16 protein-coding genes are annotated in these 20,650 nt (G+C 34.4%); 13 read left to right on the top strand and 3 right to left on the bottom strand.

Annotated elements, in window-relative coordinates:
* The first annotated feature begins 3 nt into the window (after window positions 1–3).
* The 8 genes from ACPYKA_RS00215 (at window position 4) to ACPYKA_RS00180 (ending at window position 9,525) form a co-directional block, all read left to right on the top strand.
* Window positions 4–1,584, top strand: a complete 1,581-nt coding sequence (locus ACPYKA_RS00215; protein ID WP_479540404.1) for an ABC transporter substrate-binding protein — start codon at window positions 4–6, stop codon at window positions 1,582–1,584.
* A gap of 86 nt (window positions 1,585–1,670) precedes the next feature.
* Window positions 1,671–2,603 carry a nickel ABC transporter permease gene (gene nikB, locus ACPYKA_RS00210; RefSeq protein ID WP_479540403.1) on the top strand — a complete coding sequence of 311 codons (933 nt, stop codon included), beginning with the start codon at window positions 1,671–1,673 and terminating at the stop codon, window positions 2,601–2,603.
* Window positions 2,604–2,665: 62 nt separating this feature from the next.
* Entirely contained in the window at window positions 2,666–3,508 is an 843-nt protein-coding gene (locus tag ACPYKA_RS00205) for an ABC transporter permease (protein ID WP_479540428.1), read from the top strand.
* Window positions 3,509–3,516: 8 nt separating this feature from the next.
* Complete coding sequence (locus ACPYKA_RS00200; RefSeq protein ID WP_479540402.1) at window positions 3,517–6,516, top strand: M14 family metallopeptidase; 3,000 nt, start codon at window positions 3,517–3,519, stop codon at window positions 6,514–6,516.
* Window positions 6,517–6,519: 3 nt separating this feature from the next.
* Entirely contained in the window at window positions 6,520–7,119 is a 600-nt protein-coding gene (locus ACPYKA_RS00195) for a pyroglutamyl-peptidase I (protein WP_479540401.1), read from the top strand.
* A gap of 10 nt (window positions 7,120–7,129) precedes the next feature.
* Window positions 7,130–7,828: a 5-oxoprolinase subunit PxpB gene (pxpB, locus tag ACPYKA_RS00190; RefSeq protein ID WP_479540400.1), complete on the top strand. Its 699-nt coding sequence runs from the start codon at window positions 7,130–7,132 to the stop codon at window positions 7,826–7,828.
* A 19-nt stretch (window positions 7,829–7,847) separates the two neighbouring features.
* Window positions 7,848–8,609, top strand: coding sequence for a LamB/YcsF family protein (locus ACPYKA_RS00185; protein ID WP_479540399.1), 762 nt, complete (start codon window positions 7,848–7,850; stop codon window positions 8,607–8,609).
* 1 nt (window position 8,610) lies between these two features.
* Window positions 8,611–9,525, top strand: a complete 915-nt coding sequence (locus ACPYKA_RS00180) for a 5-oxoprolinase subunit C family protein (protein WP_479540398.1) — start codon at window positions 8,611–8,613, stop codon at window positions 9,523–9,525.
* Between the two features lie 616 nt (window positions 9,526–10,141).
* Here ACPYKA_RS00180 and ACPYKA_RS00175 read toward each other — a convergent pair.
* Window positions 10,142–11,464: an MFS transporter gene (locus ACPYKA_RS00175; protein WP_479540397.1), complete on the bottom strand. Its 1,323-nt coding sequence runs from the start codon at window positions 11,462–11,464 to the stop codon at window positions 10,142–10,144.
* Window positions 11,465–11,716: 252 nt separating this feature from the next.
* Here ACPYKA_RS00175 and ACPYKA_RS00170 point away from each other — a divergent pair, with 252 nt between their 5' ends.
* From ACPYKA_RS00170 to ACPYKA_RS00155, 4 genes are read left to right on the top strand one after another with little or no spacing between them, the layout of a single operon-like run.
* A complete protein-coding gene (locus ACPYKA_RS00170; RefSeq protein WP_479540396.1) occupies window positions 11,717–12,664 on the top strand; it encodes a sugar-binding transcriptional regulator in 948 nt (315 codons plus the stop codon).
* Window positions 12,665–12,690: 26 nt separating this feature from the next.
* Window positions 12,691–13,689 (top strand): 2-hydroxyacid dehydrogenase, encoded by a 999-nt coding sequence (locus ACPYKA_RS00165; RefSeq protein WP_479540395.1) that lies wholly within the window; start codon window positions 12,691–12,693, stop codon window positions 13,687–13,689.
* A gap of 13 nt (window positions 13,690–13,702) precedes the next feature.
* Complete coding sequence (locus tag ACPYKA_RS00160; protein ID WP_479540394.1) at window positions 13,703–15,175, top strand: FGGY-family carbohydrate kinase; 1,473 nt, start codon at window positions 13,703–13,705, stop codon at window positions 15,173–15,175.
* On the top strand, window positions 15,165–15,794 hold the full coding sequence (locus ACPYKA_RS00155) for a class II aldolase/adducin family protein (protein WP_479540393.1): 630 nt from the start codon (window positions 15,165–15,167) through the stop codon (window positions 15,792–15,794). Before ACPYKA_RS00160 ends, ACPYKA_RS00155 begins: the two co-directional genes overlap by 11 nt.
* A gap of 893 nt (window positions 15,795–16,687) precedes the next feature.
* On the opposite strand, the gene ACPYKA_RS00150 is transcribed toward ACPYKA_RS00155, so the two are convergent.
* Together ACPYKA_RS00150 and ACPYKA_RS00145 are read right to left on the bottom strand one after the other, a co-directional pair.
* Window positions 16,688–17,461, bottom strand: coding sequence for an FGGY-family carbohydrate kinase (locus ACPYKA_RS00150; RefSeq protein WP_479540392.1), 774 nt, complete (start codon window positions 17,459–17,461; stop codon window positions 16,688–16,690).
* Between the two features lie 52 nt (window positions 17,462–17,513).
* A complete protein-coding gene (locus ACPYKA_RS00145; protein WP_479540391.1) occupies window positions 17,514–18,002 on the bottom strand; it encodes a hypothetical protein in 489 nt (162 codons plus the stop codon).
* Between the two features lie 611 nt (window positions 18,003–18,613).
* Here ACPYKA_RS00145 and ACPYKA_RS00140 point away from each other — a divergent pair.
* On the top strand, window positions 18,614–20,263 hold the full coding sequence (locus tag ACPYKA_RS00140) for an alpha amylase family protein (protein ID WP_479540390.1): 1,650 nt from the start codon (window positions 18,614–18,616) through the stop codon (window positions 20,261–20,263).
* Window positions 20,264–20,650 lie beyond the last annotated feature (387 nt).

Raw genomic sequence — 20,650 nt, 5'->3', positions numbered from 1 at the left:
CAAATGTTAGCAAAAAGAAAATTGTCAAATACATTATTTTTGGTCTTAATTATTTCAATATTTACATTAGCAGCATGCGGAGGAGGTAGTGGAGGCAAAGGAGCTGATAAAGAAACCAATAGCTCTGCCGAAAGTAAATCAGAAAAAAATGAGATAGCTATTGGTGTACCAGGAGATCCACAAAACTGGGATCCAATTGCCACATTTTTACTTGATTGGAGTACTATTGCTACTTCTGTATTTGAAGGGTTAGTTGATCGAACAAATGACTTAGAAATTCAACCAGGTTTGGCTGAAGAATGGGAGTATATTGACGATAATACGCTACAGTTCAAATTAAGAGAAGGTGTAGAATTCCACAATGGTGAACCATTTAATGCAGAAGCCGTTAAATTTACTTTTGATCGTCTTTTAGGTGAAGAGGGGGCAAAAGGCCCGCAACAAGCAAACTACGAATCAATTGAAAGTGTAGAAGTTGTCGATGACTATACGGTTAACTTTAACTTAAAAGAGAATGATCCAGTATTATTAACGAAACTGGCAGGGTATGGGGCTGTAATTGTTCCACCTAAATATATTGAGGAACATGGTGCTGAGCATTTTAGTATGAACCCAGTAGGAACCGGACCATTTAAAATGACTAGCTATAAACAAGATCAGGAAACGGTTCTTGAAAAGAATGAAAACTACTGGAAAGATGGAATACCAAAACTTGATAAAGTTACATTTCGAATTATTCCTGAAGCTTCAACTCGATTAGCGGAACTTCAAACAGGGGACATCGATATTATGAAGCGTGCGGAAGTAAGTCAGGTTGATGCCATTAAAGGTGATGATAAATTAGAGTTATTAGAAGTGGGAACTCCAACTGCTTATTCTTTACGTTTTGATGTATCAAAAGAACCTGTTGATGATGTTCGTGTCCGGCAAGCAATTAACTATGCTATTGATAAAGAAGCAATCATTGATGAAATTTTACAAGGATATGGAGATTTAATTACTAGTTTCCAAAGTGAACTTTCTTTTGGTTATAACGATGATTTAGAGCCGTATCCTTATGATGTAGAAAAAGCAAAAGAACTAATCAAAGAAGCTGGTGCTGAGGGAAGCACACTTGACCTTTATGTACCTGGTAATGATGGAATATTTAAAGAAATTGCACAAGTTGTTTCATTTTATTTGGAGGAAATTGGATTAACAACGAATATTGAAACTGCAGATAGTAACACATTTAATACAGAACTAATTCCTAATGGAAATGCCGGTCATATGTATCGCATGGGCTGGGGAGGATGGACACTCGACTTCGACAATACGGCATACTTAATGTATAAAGAAGGTGAGTTTTGGAATCCAAGCTTCCAAGATGATAAAGTTGATGAATTACTTGATAAGCAACATACATCAATTAATCAAGAAGAACGTGAGGAAATCTTTAATGAATTAACTGAACGATTACATGAATTAGCAATAGAAGTAAATCTTTACTCAGTTGTTGATTTATATGCTGTAAATAATCATGTAGAAAATTTCCAACCACCACACGATGACCGTATAAGATTAGAGGAAGTAACTACTAAATAATGATAAAGGGATAGGTGGTTAATAACCTATCCCTTCTTATTCATTTATTAAGAAAGTAAATTTAGTTTCTGAAGGGAGGAAGAGCAATGCTTTCATATATTATTCGGAGAATATTTCATAGTGCCATTGTTGTGTTGGTTATTTCACTTATTTTATTTTTCTCAATTAGGTTAACTGGAGACCCTGTATCAGTCATGTTTGCAGCGGGTGAGCCAACAAAAGAAGCTGTGGAAGCTTTACGGACTGAACTTGGTCTGGATAAACCAGTATTTGTACAATATGGAATATTTATGATGGATCTAGTGACTTTTAATCTTGGAGTATCATTTCGAACTGGACAGCCTGTTATAGAAATGATAGGAGATAGACTAGGAGCAACTTTATTGCTTGCAGTTGGTGGTGTGTTGATTGCTATTTTAATTGCATTTCCAGTTGGCATTTTGTCTGCAGTAAAACGAGGTAAAAGTATTGATTTTTTTGGTAGAATTTTTTCTTTAATCGGTCTTTCTTTTCCTAACTTTTGGTTAGGTATTATGTTTATTATTATTTTTGCTGTCCAACTAAACTGGTTTCCTGCTTCAGGGTATGGTGGTTTTAAACATTTAGTATTACCTTCATTTACACTAGGATTAATTTTATCAGGAATCCTAGCAAGACTTGTTCGTTCATCAATGCTAGAAGTTTTAAATCAACAATATATTTACACAGCTCGCTCAAAAGGATTGAAAGAGTGGATTGTTATCATTCGACATGCATTTCGTAATGCATTAATTCCTACCATTACATTCCTTGGAATTCAATTTGGATCATTATTGGGTGGAGCAGTAATTATAGAGCAAGTGTTTTCGTGGCCTGGTGTCGGTCGGATGATTATCGATGCGATTAACCAGAGAGATTATCCGGTAATCCAAGGCGGAGTCATTATCTTGGCGTTGCTAATGGTTTTAATTAATTTAATAGTTGATATTAGTTATAGCTATCTTGATCCACGAATTAAAGTTGGAGGGAGTGATAAATAGTGGCATCTCATGCAGAACAAAGTATAAATACTGTAAAAAAGAAAGATTCAAAATTCAAAAAAATGTTTAAGTTTATAAAGAAAAATCCTACTGGAATTCTAGGGATAATACTTGTTTTTATAAGTGTAACTTGTGCATTATTCGCCACTTGGATTGCACCAATGGATCCAATGGAATCAACATTAACTCATAGACTTAATCCTCCAAGCTGGGTTGGAAGTGGAGAAGATAGCGAATATTTTCTAGGAACGGATCAAATTGGTCGTGATTTATTAAGTAGAATTATCCATGGAGCAACAATTTCATTAAAAGTTGGTGTTTTTGGAGCACTTTTAGCCTTAGTCATTGGAACGATATTGGGTCTATTGGCCGGATTTTTCGGTAAATGGCTAGATGATTTTATTATGCGTGCTGCTGACGTTCAACTTGCTTTTCCGTTTATTCTATTTGCCATTGTCATTATGAGTGTGTTGGGTACAGGGATATGGAAAATTATTATTATTTTAGGATTAACATATTGGGTTGGTTTTGCTAGATTAATTAGAAGCCAGGTTATATCACTAAGAGAGCTTGAATATATTCAAGCGGCTAAATCTGTTGGGGGAACGAATTTCCAAATTATTATGAAACATATTTTACCCAACATAGCCTCATCCATTTTAGTATTAAGTACGTTATATATAGCTGAGTTTATTTTACTTGAAGCATCGTTAACATTCCTAGGCCTAGGAGTAGATCCAACAATTCCGTCTTGGGGTGGTATGTTAGCTGATAGTCGTAATTATATAGAATCTGCTTGGTGGACAGTAACATTTCCCGGACTTGCTATTATGTTTACCGTGCTAGGTTTTAATTTACTGGGAGATTGGCTACGTGACAAATATGATCCTAATCTTAATGTGTAGGTGATATTATGATAGATTTAAGAAAGCTTTGGGAAAATGGTGGACTAATAGCTGACCAGAATAATGATCAAATCTGTGATCAGGTAAATGTACAAATCAAATTAAATGAGGAAGTTTGCCCCAAAGGTTTGATTGACTTTTGTGCAAGACTCGGTTTTGAAACAACTAGTCTGTCCTTTGACTTTTTACATGAGAATGGGCGTTATGAGCATCAATTAACATTTAAAAAAGAGGAAGTAACTGAAGTTAAGTGGAATACGAATGGATTAAATATATCATATGAAAATGAGGAACAACTTTCTGATTTATTACGTTTTCTTGCTGGTAAATGGCATTACCATTTTATTGAAGAAGATACAGCTGTAAAGAAAATTGTACTTCGTAATAAAATAATTTATATATATGACATGAATGATAATGAGTTGAGTAGCTGCACAGCACCGTTTTCTACTAATGTAGATAGTAGTAATAGAAGTTATCAAATTGAGAGTTTAACCGAGATTTGGAATGATGTAGGTTTTTTGCGGGAATCTAAACCAAGTCCTGAGAATAAACAAAGTATTACATTTAACGTTAGTCATGACTTTCATCATGAAGTTTGGAAGGAAATTTATTATGGAGCAGCAAGAATTGGAATGGAGGCTACTTCAATAGATTTTCCGTTGACTGGTGAACATTCTCGAAATGTCATAACATTTTCGTTCCAACTAAATGATTCAGCAGGATCTATTGAATTGTTGGAAAATAATGTTGTTTTCTCTGGTAAAGAAGATGCTTTGACTCGCGCAATCTCGTATTTTTTTAGAGAAAAACACTGGTCATTTGGTGGACATTTTGCATGCTGGGAAAAGAATTTTAATATTTTAACTCATCGTGAGGAAGAACTATTACATTATTCTTGGGAAGATGCAGGAGAGGTTTCAGAGATATATGAACGAATTCAAGATTCTAATGAATCTTTACATAATAAATCGTCTATAGTAATTTATGTTTCGGAATCGAAAAAGAATCGTGACGAGATGAAGAAAATAATATGTGAAAAATATCCCAATGCCGAGATAATAATTCGTTCATCGTTTAAGCCAGGATATTTTTGGATTATTGAAGAAGTTTTACCCAAGATAAAAGCGCTTGATATTGGTTCAATATTAATTAAATGTCAAAAAAGTAAAACGGATAATGGATTAGAACTACCAATTCGTTGGATTCAAGAGTTATATCCAATTGATGAAGTATTAGCAAAAGAATTACTTATCGATAGCGATAATATTCAATTTGAATTATGTGATTCATTGAATTCAACATACAATATAATTGTAAAAGATGTGGACGGTAAAATATTACTTGATGAATCAATTGTTATTCCTGTTTCAAAAGTACCATATGTTGAGAATGGCAAATATAGCTATCCGACAACAAGTTATTTATCTATACAACAAGACGATTTCTTTGTTGAACATTATATTCAGACAGATCGAGAAAGATTTTATACGTATTATTTAGAAGAGATTTTACCTAAGCTATGGGATAAGGTAAAAGATTGTACTGACCATGAATCTGGATTTACAAAACCTCTTTTTGACCGAATCGAAATAGAGGTTGAGATGAGCGAAGAGGAAGTAAAATTACCAGTCGATGAAGAAAGAATTTCATCACTTGAAGCATTACATGAAGATCTGTATTTTAATACGTTAGATTATTTTGCAGAAAAAGGAAAAGAAACGATTGGGAAAGGTTATGAATCACCTGGAGGAGTTTATCCTTTCTTAAAAGTAAAAGAAAAGGGAGAACCGAAAGCAAAAATAACGGCGTATAAGTGGATGGATCAAAATAGAGAAAAGGCTTTAACGAAGAAATTAATATTTGATGACGATAGCAGAACACCTGATGAAGTAATGTACCATTTTGATGATGGAGAAGAAATTCAACTAGTACAAGTTCCAAAAAAATTCCAAATTGATTCAATTCCTGATTATATTCATCAACCTAAAAAAGCACATATTTATCCTTGGTTAACTGACTATTCTTATCGAGGAAAACCAATCTTTGTTTATGAATTTTTTAATCAGATAGTTGATGAATACTACTCAGCAAGTAAACTATCTGCATTTAAGCCGACGGTCTTAATTGAAACAGGGCATCATGCAAACGAAGTTTCAAGTATGCCGGCGATCGTTGAGTTGATGGATGAAATTGTTACGGAACATCCGCAAATTATGAAACATATTAATTTAGTTGTCATTCCATGTGCAAACCCAGATGGTGCGGAACTCCATCATCTTATGACGAAGGATAATCCTGAATGGAAGCATCATGCGGCTAGATACAATGCTGTAGGACTAGAATTTACAGATGTTCGATATAAGGAGAGTGTATTTGGAGAAGCAAATGTTGTTCCAAAAATTATGAGCAGATGGGCACCAGATATTGTTATTGATGACCATGGAATACCTAGTCATGAATGGACGCAACCTTTTGCTGGATATCATATTCCTCCGCGTTTTAATATGTCGTTTTGGATTCCAAATTCATTCATTTATGGAATTGCTCAGAAACTCGATGAAGAGAAATACCCAAAACATGCAGAAGTTTTAAATGAAATAATTGGTTCAATTTATGAGAAAATAAAGTCGACCGATATACATGAGGCAAATAAATACTGGATGAAGCGATATACAAAATATGGTAGACGTTTCATTCCGGAACTTTTCCCGATTGAAGCAGAAAATGACTTTATCTTTTACAAATGGCATACTGAAGTAGATGCGCAGTCTAGAAGGGAAATAGGTCGTTATCCTGAATGGGTAAGCGCTGATATTATTTCGGAAGTAGCGGATGAAACCGTGTATGGAGACGTTTTAGAACAATGTAAAAAGGCTCATCGCCTCTTTGATCTTGGTGCAATAGATTGGATTAAAAAAGATAATCAAAAAATAAAGAAAATCTTCGATGAAGGTAATATTACTATAAATAGAAAGAGACCTTTAAATATAGTAAAGGATGAATGAAGAATGAAAAAATTATTACTAACTGGATTTGAACCATTTTTAGAGTATCCAATAAATCCCACAATAAAAATTATCGAAGAATTAGATGGAAATGTAATAAATAATTACCAAATTATTGGGAGAATACTTTCAGTCGATTTTCGGAAAAGTGGTCAACAATTGCTACATGAAATATCCAATATAAATCCAGATGCAATTATATCTTTAGGTGTAGCAATTGGTCGATTTAAAATTACTCCAGAGAGAATTGCGATTAATTGTAACGATGGTGAACCAGATAACTCCGGTTTTACTCCGAATGGTGAAAAAATTTTTATGGATGGACAAGATGGCATATTTACAACTTTACCGATTGATAGCATGATAGATAGATTAACAGAAGCAGGGTTACCATCAGAAATCTCAAATTCAGCTGGTACCTATTTATGTAATAATGTCATGTATCACGGGTTATACGATAATCTAAAGAGGAAGGCAAATCGTCCTGTAGGTTTTATTCATATACCAGCGTCACATGAATTAGCTATAAAAAATAAAAGGATTCCTAGCTTTTCCCATGACGATTTGGTAACAGCAGTTGAAATATGTATTAAATGTTTGTGAGGCGAATGTTATGAGTGAATTTTCATTGTATCCCAAGGGTGATAGAGCTATTACAATCTCTTTTGGCAATTTAATAAATAAAGAAATACATTTAAGAGTAAAAAAGGCTTTTCACCGTTTAAAGCAGAAAAATGAAGATTCTATCTTAGATATCGTTCCTACCTATACGACAATAACAATCTACTATGATTGGTTAAATACTTCATATTTTGAAATGAAAGAATGGATAGAAGATTGTCTAGTAAATTATGATGCGGATGAAATTGTTTCAGAAGATTTAATTGTTGAAATACCAGTTTGTTACGGGAATAAATTCGGACCAGATTTATCACGTGTTGCAGAACAAAATTATATGACAGAAGAAGATGTGATTGATAAACATTCTTCACCACTTTATTTAATTTATATGATGGGGTTTCTTCCTGGTTTTCCATACTTAGGTGGACTAAAGGAGGAATTAGCAACTCCAAGATTAAAAAAACCGAGAATAAATGTAGAAGCCGGAAGTGTTGGGATTGCTGGTAATCAAACAGGTATATATTCTATTACATCACCAGGTGGTTGGAATATTATTGGTAAAACCCCGATTCAAATATTTGACCAGAATAAGAAAAAACCATTTTTATTAGAACTAGGAAATTATATAAAGTTCGTACCAATTACGATTGATGAGTATTATGCCTTGGTGAGTAAGAGTAAATTTACTTAGATTTGAAAGGAAAGACAGTATGAAAAGAATAGATATTAACGCTGACATGGGAGAAAGTTATGGGGATTTTAAAGTAGGTGATGATGAAAAGTTAATATCTGAAGTTACTTCAGCTAATATCGCATGCGGTTATCACGCGGGTGATCATAGTACAATGGCCAATACAATTAAACTAGCAAAGTCAAACGAGGTAGGTATTGGAGCACATCCCGGATTTAACGATCTCTATGGTTTTGGTAGGCGCTCTTTACATTTATCTTCCGAAGAAATTTACCAACTTATGGTATATCAAATTGGAGCTATCCAAGCATTCTGTAAAATTGAAAACATACCTTTAATTCATGTAAAGCCTCATGGAGCACTCTATAATATCGCAACAGAGAATGCAGAAGTTGCCGAGGCGATTGCAAAAGCAGTATATGATACAGATGCTAATCTAATTTTATTTGGATTATATGATAGTGAATTAATAGCCGCAGGAAAAAGATATGGGTTAAGGGTAGCACGTGAAGCTTTTGCGGATCGCGCCTATACAGAAGATGGAAAACTAGTTTCACGTAAAAGCGCTAAGTCTATTTATTCAGATATTAATGATATAGAAAAACAAGTGTTAAATATTGTGACCAAAGGAGCGGTAACTACTATAAATGGAAAAGAGATTGAAATGAAAGCTGATACTATATGTTTTCATGGGGATAATAATTCCGTTTACAACCATGTGAAATATATTAAGACGCTTTTATTAGAAAAAGGTGTGCATATTAAAAATGTAGGTGAGTAACTTGTCTGAAGTATTATTTAAAGTAGAGAAGCCAGGCCTTTATGCAACGATTCAGGACTTGGGGCGTTTTGGTTATCAACAATATGGTGTTCCAATATCTGGGGCAATTGATCGTTATGCCCATCGAATGGTTAATTATATCTTAGGAAACAATAAAAACTTCGCAACAATTGAAGTGACCCTTTTTGGTACTGAGCTTCTTGCTTTAAAAAACCATACTATTGCTATTGCGGGGGCTGACTTAACCGCATTGATCGATAATGAGAGGGCCCCATTATGGGAAGCCTTTGAAATTCGTAAAGGGCAAAGAATAATATTTAAAAAACCTAATAAGGCTGTAAGAGCTTATTTAGGTGTAGCAGGTGGCATTGCATCTGAGTCTATACTTGGAAGTTGTTCAACATATGAAAGAGGAAAAATGAATAGGCGCTTAAATAAAGGTGATATCATTTTTGCGAAATCAAATAATGCTTCCAATATTGGATTAAAATTATCGTCTGAATGGATACCAAAGTATGAGGAACATATTGAATTAAGGGTTCTGCCGTGTCATAACGAATTATATTTTACAGAAGAATCAATTAAGTTATTTTATGAACAAACATATACTTTTAAAACCGGGGATAGAATGGGATGTATGATAGTTGGTGAACAGCCTCTTGAACATAGAACACAAGCAGATATTGTATCTGAATCTGCCACTTTTGGTACGATTCAAATCCCTTCAACTGGTCAACCAATTATACTTTTAGCTGATAGTCAAACTACGGGAGGATATGCAACTATTGGTACAATAATTACAGTTGACTTGTGGAAAATTGCACAACTCCCTCTTCGTGGAACAATCAACTTTAAAAAAGTAAACTTGGAAGAAGCGCAGTATTTACTAAAGAATTGGTATAAAAAATTGGTGTAAATTTGTATTTTAATAATCCTGCATTTCAAGCCTGTGGATAACTAATATTAATCACAGGCTCTTTTGTGGTTGAAAGACAGATAGTTACAAAAATGGGTGCATGGAAAATTATGGTTAATTCTAATAGGTTGAGAAGGATTTTGATACTTTGTATCGAATGGTCGTTGTAAGGAACTATATAAAAGTGTTGATTTATGCTTATAGTTTCTTTCAATTTTTACGATAAGGGGGAAAATAAATGGGATCGAAGAGAATTGAAATAGGGAAAGAGTATGTAATTATAGCGATGAAATCTGATTGAATACAGCATTTTGGCTCTTACAATAAAGCTTTCTTTGGGATCAAATATTGCTTTACCAACATTCATATTGATTTGAATACATGGAAAGCGTTGAAGGATTAATCAGGTTGATTTTTCCCAGTGCCTCAGTCATTTGCTTTGGTCCAAACAATTGATGAAGTTTTTAAATCAAATGATGCAAGATGATATCTGGAGATAGCGATATCTTAGAAAAGAACAATGCCACCCTTGTTGATGGATGGCATTGGAAGTTATATCACTTTAGCTTTTCAAATTGATTAGTATAATATATTATATGGGTTGGAATGGCAAGGACTATTTGACATCACTACCTACTTCTGGCGGGGTCGGTAAGTGATCTAGTTCTTGTCTTTCCTTTTTATTATCTTCAAGTTCCTTGGAGTCTATCACAAGATAATTCGTTAAGAATGCTCCGAAGAAATAAATTCCTGCCAGTACCCATACGACTCCTACTGTACCTATGAAGCCGATTAGTAAACCGACGATTAAAGGTCCGAGGAAGGTTGGTAAGCCTGCACCTAAGTTGAGGACGGACATTGCTGCGCCTTTTTTATCTTTAACAAGTGATGGGACTAGGGCAGATAGTGGTACATATCCGGCTAAGAATGCTCCTAATAGTATCGTGACGATCACTAATACGGTATGGTTTCCTGGAACTAGGATTGGTACATAGTATAATGCGAGTGCACTTAACCCGGTACCCACACCACCAAACCACATAATTGTATTTCTCCAACCGAGTTTGTCACCGATAAATCCGAATATTAAGTTAAAGATTATATTCGAGGTGAATAATGTCCCCCATATTTGCAACCATTCTGCGGTTGTGTATCCGTGTTCAATCATATACATTGGGATGAATACAGGAAACGCAAATGTAACTAATGAGTTTATTACTCGTACAATTCCTCCAATCATTACTTTTGGTTCTTCTTTCATGATTGTAATTCCTTTGAGTAGTTCTTTGACTTTGCTTTTTTCCTCGTTACTTTCGGAATTAGCAGTCACTTTAATTTTATCCCGATTCATGATGAGAGCGAAAAATGCTCCTACTAATGACCAAGCGACAGAGGTCCATAATGTATTAATATGACCAATTGCCGGGATTAGGAAGCTGGATGAGAATGCTCCCATAGCGAATAATCCGCCGGAAAACACGAACCAAAACCATCCAACTGCTGTTCCCAATTTTTCTTTCGGGCTACTATATGAAATCCATACTAAAAAGGAATATGCAAAGAGTGGATAACCAAACCCTCTAAGAGCGTAAGTCGGAAACATGATTGCTAAATTCATACTAGATATTCCTAAAGATATAAAAGTTATTGTTCCAATTAAATAAACAATCAATCCTATAGTCATTGTTTGTTTTGCGCCGAGCATGTCCACTAATACTCCGGAGAACCAAGCAGCGATTGCCACGGTAATGCCATAGACAGTGAGTAACGATGCAGCTTGTTGAACTGTGAAACCATTTTCAACTAAATAAGGACTGATCCATCCTTGTTCAATTCCATCCCCAAGCATGAAAATCAATACTCCTAAATATCCCCATGCTAAATTGGGCGGGATCCCAATTTTGTAAAGAAAATTGTTTTGTTGGTTTAATGAATTCAATGTTAACCCTCCTATGAATATAATTTAATCGCTTACATAAAGTGAAAGCACTCCTCCTTACTTGGACATTTGTTTAAATTATGATAAAATGTTCTTTATAGACAAATATTATCACCCTTTAAAAACAATATCAAGTATATAATTTTGAAAAAACAAAAAGAAGTAAACTTGATTATTGTGAGGTTTCACCTATGTATTAATAAAAATTTGTTGCAAAAATGAATCAAGCGATTATAATGGAGGTATAACGTTATGGACAAAAGTAATATTACTGATCAAATGTCCAAAAGGGATTTTTTAGAAAGAATAGCTAGGATGTATTATGTTTTGGATATGAATCAACAGACTATAGCCGAACAATTGGATATTGGCCGTTCATCGGTTGCTCGTTTTCTTAATGAAGCCAAAAAGGAGGGTATCGTCCAATTCCACATTACTTCCAAGTCAGATAATTCGAGACGGACTGATCTGGAAAGACAGCTAAAAAGTGAATATAAATTAAAAGATGCGGTCGTAATTAAAGAGAGTAATGAATCTTTATACGAAATGATAGCGGTTAATTATTTAAATAGTATTCTTCCTTATCAAGGTTCTTTAGGTTTAGGTTTGGGGAAAACAGTCTCCAATGTGGGAAGGTATATGAATAATTGTGAAGGTAGACCTGAATTAAAAATTATTCAAATGACTGGTAGTGTTGGCAAAGTTGAAAATGAAATTCCTGCTACCTCTGTTATTCAAAACTGGGCACAAGCATTAGATGCAACCCCACATTTTCTTCCAGCCCCTGCAATAGTGGAGTCGAAAGAAGTGAAGGAAATATTTCTAAACGATAAAAATATTCAAGATAGTCATAAAGAGATGAGAAATATTGATATCGCGATTATGGGGATAGGAACTGCCAGTCCCGATTCGACAATTTTGCAATCTCGTCTTATTCCTGAATTAACGTATGAAGAATTACTGATGAATAGTGTCGGGGATATCATGTTACATTTTTACGATGAAAATGGAAGTTTTTCGTTGGAACACATTTCGGAAAGGGTCCTTGGTACAGAGCCAATCGACTTATTGAGAATTCCTACTCGTATCGCTTTAGCTTATGGAAAGGATAAAGCAAAAGCGATTCAAGGTGCATTGACTGGTAGGTTAATCAACATTTTAATTACAACAGATGAAACCGTTAAATCGTTGCTTACGTAAATTGACATAAAAGGAGAGTACTTCTTATGAAAGTATTAGTGACAGCACCATATAATCAAGAGTGTTTACAAGAGTTGGAAAATGTATTTGGAGAAGTTATTTATCGTTCTTGGAGGGATAATGGTGCAGCTTTTAAGGAAGAAGAAGTTTTATCTTTATTACAAGAACATGATTTCGATGGTTTAATAACAGAAGTAGATGAAGTGAGTGAGTATGTTTTGCGGGAATACTCTAATTTGAAATTTATCGGGGTTTGTCGTGCCAATCCGGTGAATGTGGATGTGCAATTTGCAACAGCAAAAAATATCCCTGTTTTTAACACGCCTGCACGAAATGCACAGGCAGTAGCTGAGTTATTTATCGGTAACATCATTACGTTTATGCGAAATACGATTCCGAGTAATCAATGGTTAAAGGAAAATAATTGGGTCGGTAAAATGCTTGGACCTTATTTACAATTTAAAGGGAATGAGTTGGCAGGTAAAACAGTTGGATTTGTTGGATTCGGAGCGGTTGGACAAACTATTGCGAATATGATTAAACATTTTCCGTGTCATATCCAGTACTATGATCCATTTGTTTCGGAAGTTGATTCAACGTATGCAAGTCTCTCCTTGGAGGAGTTGTTCTCAACGAGTGATATTGTCTCTATTCACTTACCGGTAAATGATGCGACGAAAAATCTCATCGATGAAGATTTACTCAGAATGATGAAATCCGAAGCGATATTCGTCAATACCGCTCGCTCTGCAGTAGTGGATACTGATGCTTTAATTAATATTTTGACTAATGAGAAAATTCGGGGTGCTATTTTGGACGTATTTGATGTGGAACCTCCTTCTGAAAAGGATTATCAATTGATTCAGTTACCCAATGTTTTGGCTACGCCACATATTGCCGGGGCAAGTTATGAAGTGGAAGACCACCATTCCGTTATTTTAAATAATGGATTAATTGAATGGCAGAAGGGCAATATACCGCCGAATCTTTTTAATAAAGATCAACTTATTATTAAAGAAAATTGAGAGGATGGAAGACATGGAAAAAGGTTACTTGATTATTGATATAGGAACCGGGAATGCGAGAGTTGCAGTTGTTACTCCTAGTGGGGAAATCACTTCCATTCAGACGAGTGATGTGCAGTACGATAGAGATCGCAATTTCCCTGATGCTGTTTCTTTTGATGCTGATAGAATGTTAAATGAAATAAGTAATTTGATTGAAAAAGCAATTTCTGAAAGTCCGAATATCGACATTCAAGCAGTACTTTCAACCAGTCAAAGAGAAGGGATTGTATTACTAGATGAAGACGGGACACCGATCATTGGATTGCCGAACGTTGATAACAGGGGAAGAGAATGGGAAAAGGATATTACTAACTTTCAGACTGTTTATGAAAAAGCTGGACGTTGGCCAACAACTGTCTTCTCTGCACTAAAGCTTAAGGGTGTAAAGGAAAGACAACCTGAGTTATGGGGGCGGATTGCCTCTTTTATAAGTATCAGTGATTGGATCGGTTATGAATTCACAAATGAATTAGCGTATGAAAGTTCTCAAGCCTCTGAGACTTTATTATTTGATGTGAAGAAAAATGATTGGTCACCTGAATTATGTGGAATTTTTGGTATTCCTTCCGATTGGCTTCCTAAAATAAGACAGAGTGGAACAATTCTTGGTGCTGTGTCCGAAGCAGCGGCGGAGCGGTTTAATGTAGGGGAAGGGATTCCTTTTATTGTAGGAGGGGCAGACACACAGCTTGCCGCTAAAAAATCTCAATCGGAGATAGATGATATCGTTATCGTGTCTGGTACTACTTCACCTATTGTCAAGGTTCTCGATCAATATCTAGTAGACAGTGAGGCGAGATGCTGGGTAAATCGACACGTTAATGAAAACGAATTCATCATTGAAACGAATGCTGGAGTTTCAGGATTAAATTACCAAAGATTAAAAAAGGTATTTTTCCCTGATAAATCATATGAGGAGATTGAGGACGAGGTGATGGCTTTGGAAGATCCGAAGACAATCGCATCATTTGGTACACTAGTTTTTGACAAAAATTTACCGTTAGAAAAAGGTGGTTTTTTCATGGATGCACCAGCACACCATGAATTGACGGCAGCGGATTTTGTATTTGGTATCATTTTCGATATCGCAAGTGCCATTAAATATAACTTTGATGTCCTATTAGATATATCTCCTACGTCTAAAAATTATGTTTACGGCTGTGGAGGCGGATTTAAAGGGAAAGTGTTACCCCAAATGTTAGCGGACTTATTAAATAAAGAAATTATTATAAAAGAGGGTTATAGCCAAGCTTCGATTGTGGGTGGGGTCATTATTTGTAACGAAGCTCTAGGTGTAGAAAATGAAGTGAGAGACAGTTTAAAAACATTTAAGCCTTCTGGTAATTTAAATTACCTCACATTATATAAAAAGTGGTATAACTACAGAAATCAAATTAACGATCTTACACCAGATAGAAGGAGAGAAAAATTTAATGTCAATTAAATCAGAAGTTGTAAAGTATGCAAAAATGTGTTCAAGTACAGGATTAACCGTCGGTACGTCTGGAAATGTTAGTGTCAGAAAGGGAAACATTATGTATATCACTCCGTCTGCACTTCCTTATGATGAAATGACGGAAGAAGACGTGCTAGAAATAGATTTAAACACAGGTGAAGTTGTTGCCGGGTACCGGAAACCTTCTTCAGAAACACAAATGCATACGAATATGTATAAAAAAAGCGATGCGATTGAAGCGGTCGTCCATACGCATTCCACGTATGCAACAATGTTTGCTTGTGCCCATCTACCGATTCCACCTATCCATTATATGATTGCTGATATTGGTAAAGAAGTACCGGTTGCCCCGTATGCAAGATATGGTTCTGAATTATTGGCGAAATATGCTGTGGAAGCGTTGGATGATGCCAATGGTGTGTTGTTGGCGAATCACGGAGTGGTCACTGTAGGTTCCACGTTGGCGGATGCATACAGAAGAGCAGAGACGGTAGAAGAAGTCGCAAAATTAGCATACGGTACACACCAATTGAATAGTATCAAACCTTTATCTGATGAGCAATTGGATGATGTGCTGGAAGGATTTAAAACGTATGTGAGCCAGTGAGTAGAATTAAAACTGAAGGATAAAAATTAAAATAGATGGATCGAAATATACTGAATATAAACTCCCTCTTTAGACAGACAGGTAAAAAGTAGTTAAAATTCGCGGTGTCATGATAACAGAAGAGGCTTTCAATAAGTTAAACATAATGAAGCTGGGGAAAATATTTGATTCTCCTATTCAAGTCACGTGAAATCCTATAAATGGTTTTCTAAAAACGATAAATGTAAAAGAAAAATATTTACTGAACGTTTACCGTGGATTAGAACGAAATCTCTGTTGAATCTAGTGCCAATATAACATCTAATTATTTTAGAAGAACAGTCAGCGATAGTCTCAGAAAAAAGTAATCATCCTAAGCCTAAGCAGGTACTGCTAGAAGATGATTACTTTTTTGTGGTAAGGATTACTATAACTTTTTCGAGAAAAAGTCTTTTATAGACTTTCTGGTTTTCTTACGAACAAGAATTACTATAATATAAGATACGATTGCAAAGAATATACCTGCTTGAATATAAATCCTAAACAACTTTACTCCCATATCCTTACCATGGAGTGGTCCTACCAAGGATATCAATAATACCTGTTCCGTACTTTCTTAAGTACTAAAGAACCCTATATTGCACATGCAGCTATTCCTACTCCAAGGTATTTTAACAAAGCTTTAAATCTGACATTTTCTCTGTCTTTTTTATATATCCATCAAAAAATATATCGGTACTTCTAAATAATGCATTAATTTGTACCTATAGAGAGCATTTTATAATGAATCCCAAATCACTGGTTTCTAATATTTATTTGAACAGTATTTACGATGACATGAAACATGAGATAATTTATGATAATTACAGATAACCATATAAAAATAATTAATTATAACTATTTTTACAGATTCTTTAATGGATATTTTTAACCTTTTCCATTATATGAGGATGTTTCACCCCAAAAAGATCGTGTATTTGCTTATAGATTTTAAATAATTTGCTATAAATTCTAACATTATCTTCAATAGGTTCATAAATTTTATTAAAAGGTTGTTTCATTTTATTAGATGCTTCGTTAAGATTTCTGAAGAAACCGCTAGCCACTGCTCCCAGAATTGCTGCTCCAATGCCAGAAGCATGATCTGTTGCAGAAACTTGAATTTTTTTATTAAGCACATCAGCATAAATTTGCATTAAAAGATCATTTTTTTGTGGCAAACCACCACAGGCAAATACTTCTTCAACGGCTAAACCTGCTTTTTCATATGTTTCAATAATGACTTTTGCACCAAAAGCGTAAGCTTCCAAAAGTGAGCGATAAATTTCTTCAGGAGTTGTATCCAAGGACATTCCTAAAATCATTCCGCTTAAATCGAAGTTTGAGAGAATAGAACGGTTTCCATTAAACCAATCCAAAGCAATTAAACCATTTTCACCAGGTTGGAGTGTTTTTGCTCTTTCTTCTAACAACTGAAAAGTAGTGATGTTTTTATCAATTGCTTCTTGTGTATAGGCTTCAGGAATTTGCTGGCTGTACCACCAGAATAGATCGCTAACTGCAGATTGTCCCGCTTCATATGCATACAATTCAGGAATAATTGCATCTTTAACTACCCCCGAAATACCAGTTACATACCTTTTCTTTTCATTTAACATTAAATGACAGGTAGATGTCCCCATTACCATAGTTAATTGCTTATCCTCGAAAGCACCAATTCCTAGAAGTGAAGAATGAGCATCAATAATTGAGATTTGATAGAAAATCTTCTGGAAATCCATCTACTTCATTCCAAAATGCTTTAAAGCTAAGTGAGTAATTACTACGAATAACCTCGTCAGTTAAGATTGAAACAATCCAATCACCTGCTTCAATAAATAAATTCACTTCGTCATATAACTCTGGGGCTTTATAGAATGTTTCCAAACATTTAGGTAAAAACCATTCAGCAGATACATGGTTACCATATGATTTAAGCCATTTTTCATCACGACTTATTGCTAGGTTATAAATTTCTTCTGATTCTTTTTGTGCACCATGGTGTTTCCATAACTTTACCCAAGCATGAGGATTATTTTCGTGTTCCTTATATAAGCATAAAGGAATTAAATGGTTATCTACTGCCATCATGGTAGAAGAAGTGAATGTTATTCCGATACCAGCAATATCTTTACTTGATACATTTGAATTTTTAAGAGCTATTGGTATACCTTGATATAGAACATCCAAATAGTTATTTGGATGTTGTAAAGCGAAATCTTTTGGAAGAATTACGTCCTCATTAATAGGTAACTTTTAAAATAGACAAAAAAGAATCCCCTATTACAGATGTAGTCAATCATTTTTTTGAAAACAATTCAAAAAAACTACGAAAAAAATTTCTATTTTATTAATAAAAATAAAAAGAATTTTTAAAATTCATTGATATATTATAACTAATTTTGTAAAATCATTTTAAGAAAGCGTTTTCTTCTAGGGGGATTGCAAGTGAGAAAGGGGTGTATAAAGTCTGTGTAGACAAACCTGAATATATGGGGGAGGTTTTATTTAAATTGAAAATATGCTTATATCGATAATGTTTCTAGTAATTAAAACAATTCGAAAGATAACTTGTTTGGAAGTAACTTCATTTTTTAAAAGATTTTCTAGGCATCCTCTCACTTATAAAGGGAGGTATTTACTAGCTCATATTATTCTTATCAAATAAGTACAAAAAATCGGTTCAAAAACAAATAATGCTTTGGAAAATCCATTAATCTAGTAATTCCCCGTACGCAAAGGAGAGGCTGCGGTAATTAGGGGTATAAGACTATAATCATAAAAATAAGGAGTGTTAACCATTGTTAAAAAGAATATTAATATTTTTTCTGTCTATTGTTATGTTATTTACTTCATTAGGTGGCATTTCATCCATAGAAGCAAAAGCTAACGATAATGCAAAACGAAATTTGATTAAAAATAAAAATATGAAAGCGCGTATTCTCTGGTATGATTTAAGTGCAAACATTGAAAACCTGAATACTCCAGAGAAGGTTGCTAATATTATCTCTAAGACTGCAGATACAAATATTAACACGATTGTATTAGATGTCAAAAGTTCAACTGGTTTTGTGCCTTATCCAAGTGAATATTCACCACATTTAAGTACATCTAAGAATCCCAAATATCAAGGTTATCCAGCTGATTTTGATTTAATTGAAAATGTGGTGCGTGAAGCAAAGAAATATGACTTAGAAGTTCATCTTAATATCAATACATTTGCTGCAGGCAGTAATCAGTACGCTGAAGGTCCTGCTATTGAAAACCCAGAATGGCAGACAATAGTTTACGATGTTACGCGTGTAGTTACTGATAGTGAAGAAAATAAATATTCTATAGCTGGTTTCGATATTACACGAAATAGTGATCAACTTATTATTTACACTCCTGAAAATAATACGATTTCACCCGCTAATCGTTGGGGGATTGAGGTAAAAGTTGAAAATGGAATTGTTACGGAAATTATTGACCGTAATACAATTGGAGAGCAAGAAGTGACTGTTCCTAAAAATGGATACTTGATATCTGCTCATGGAAAAGCTCGTCAGTGGGTACTGGATAATATTCAAATAAATGAAGAAATAGATATTTCACAAGTTCAATCAGATCTACGTCCAACTTCAGAGACAAATGCAACAGAAACCTTTATGAATCCGATTAATCCAGAGGTACAACAGTTTACATGGAATATTATCAGTGAGCTTGTAACCAATTATGATATAGATGGAATAACATTGGATCGTGCTCGGTATAACAATATTTATACAGATTTCAGTGATTTAAGTCGCACGGAATTTGAAAAAGAGATAGGTCAAAAGGTTGTTAACTGGCCAGAAGATATTTTTACAGTAAAATTTGAAGATAATAAGAAAGTGACTGTTCCCGGAAAACATTATAAGGAATGGATTAAGTGGCGTGCAGCTAATATTGAAAATTATTTCAAGGAAACTAGAAAATTGGTTAAATCACAAAATTCGGATGTTTTGTTCAATACTTATGTAGGCTCATGGCATCCCTTGTATTATAGTGAAGGTGTCAACTGGGGAAGCAAGAATTATCAACCAGATTATGAGTGGGCTACTCCAGACTATCACGAAACAGGTTATGCAGATCATTTGGACTTTTTGATGACTGGTCTTTATTATGGTGATGTGACAATCGAGGAATCAGATGCTAAAGGATTACCATATTGGTATAGTGTGGAAGGGGCAGCTGATCTCAGTATGGAAGTAACGAACTACGAAACATTTACTTATGGAAGTTTATACTTACTTGATTATCAGGATCGACCAGAATCATTTAAAGAAGCTATTCGGATGACCGAAAGTAAAACACATGGAGTCATGCTGTTTGACTTGGTTTATATTGAAATGTACGATTGGTGGCCTTTATTAGAAGAAGTATTTACCAAAGAAACAGTTGCACCTCATACGATTCCAGGATTAAACTGATCATCCTAGATATTAGTTAGGGGATACTAACAATTGTAAGGTAACGATAACTTCTGACAATAAATCTCTTGAATACAGTGTTTAATGGTAGTTCCAAGAGAATTCAGCAAATCCTAACATGCTAGAAGTGCAAGTATTTTCATTATTTTACCATAAAAATTTTAAAAAACTTACTTACCACAATACTATTGCTTTCACTAACGTAACGGCGATAAAAAAACTTGTATTACTTAGTTGAAGGAAGGATTTTTTTGGTTTGTTCGGGAAATAATTTTTAAAATTAAAATATAAATAAAAATAATTTTTAAAAATACTTGAAAAGTAATAACGTTTTAAGTAAAATAGATAAAGGAAAACGCTTTCTAATATATAATAAAATTTTTTCAA

Origin of the sequence: Pseudogracilibacillus amylolyticus (SeqCode) (assembly GCF_051918545.1) — a bacterium.
In the GTDB taxonomy this organism is placed as follows: domain Bacteria; phylum Bacillota; class Bacilli; order Bacillales; family Amphibacillaceae; genus Pseudogracilibacillus.
Note: the sequence above shows the minus strand (reverse complement) of the source record. Positions and strands in the feature narration are given on the sequence as shown.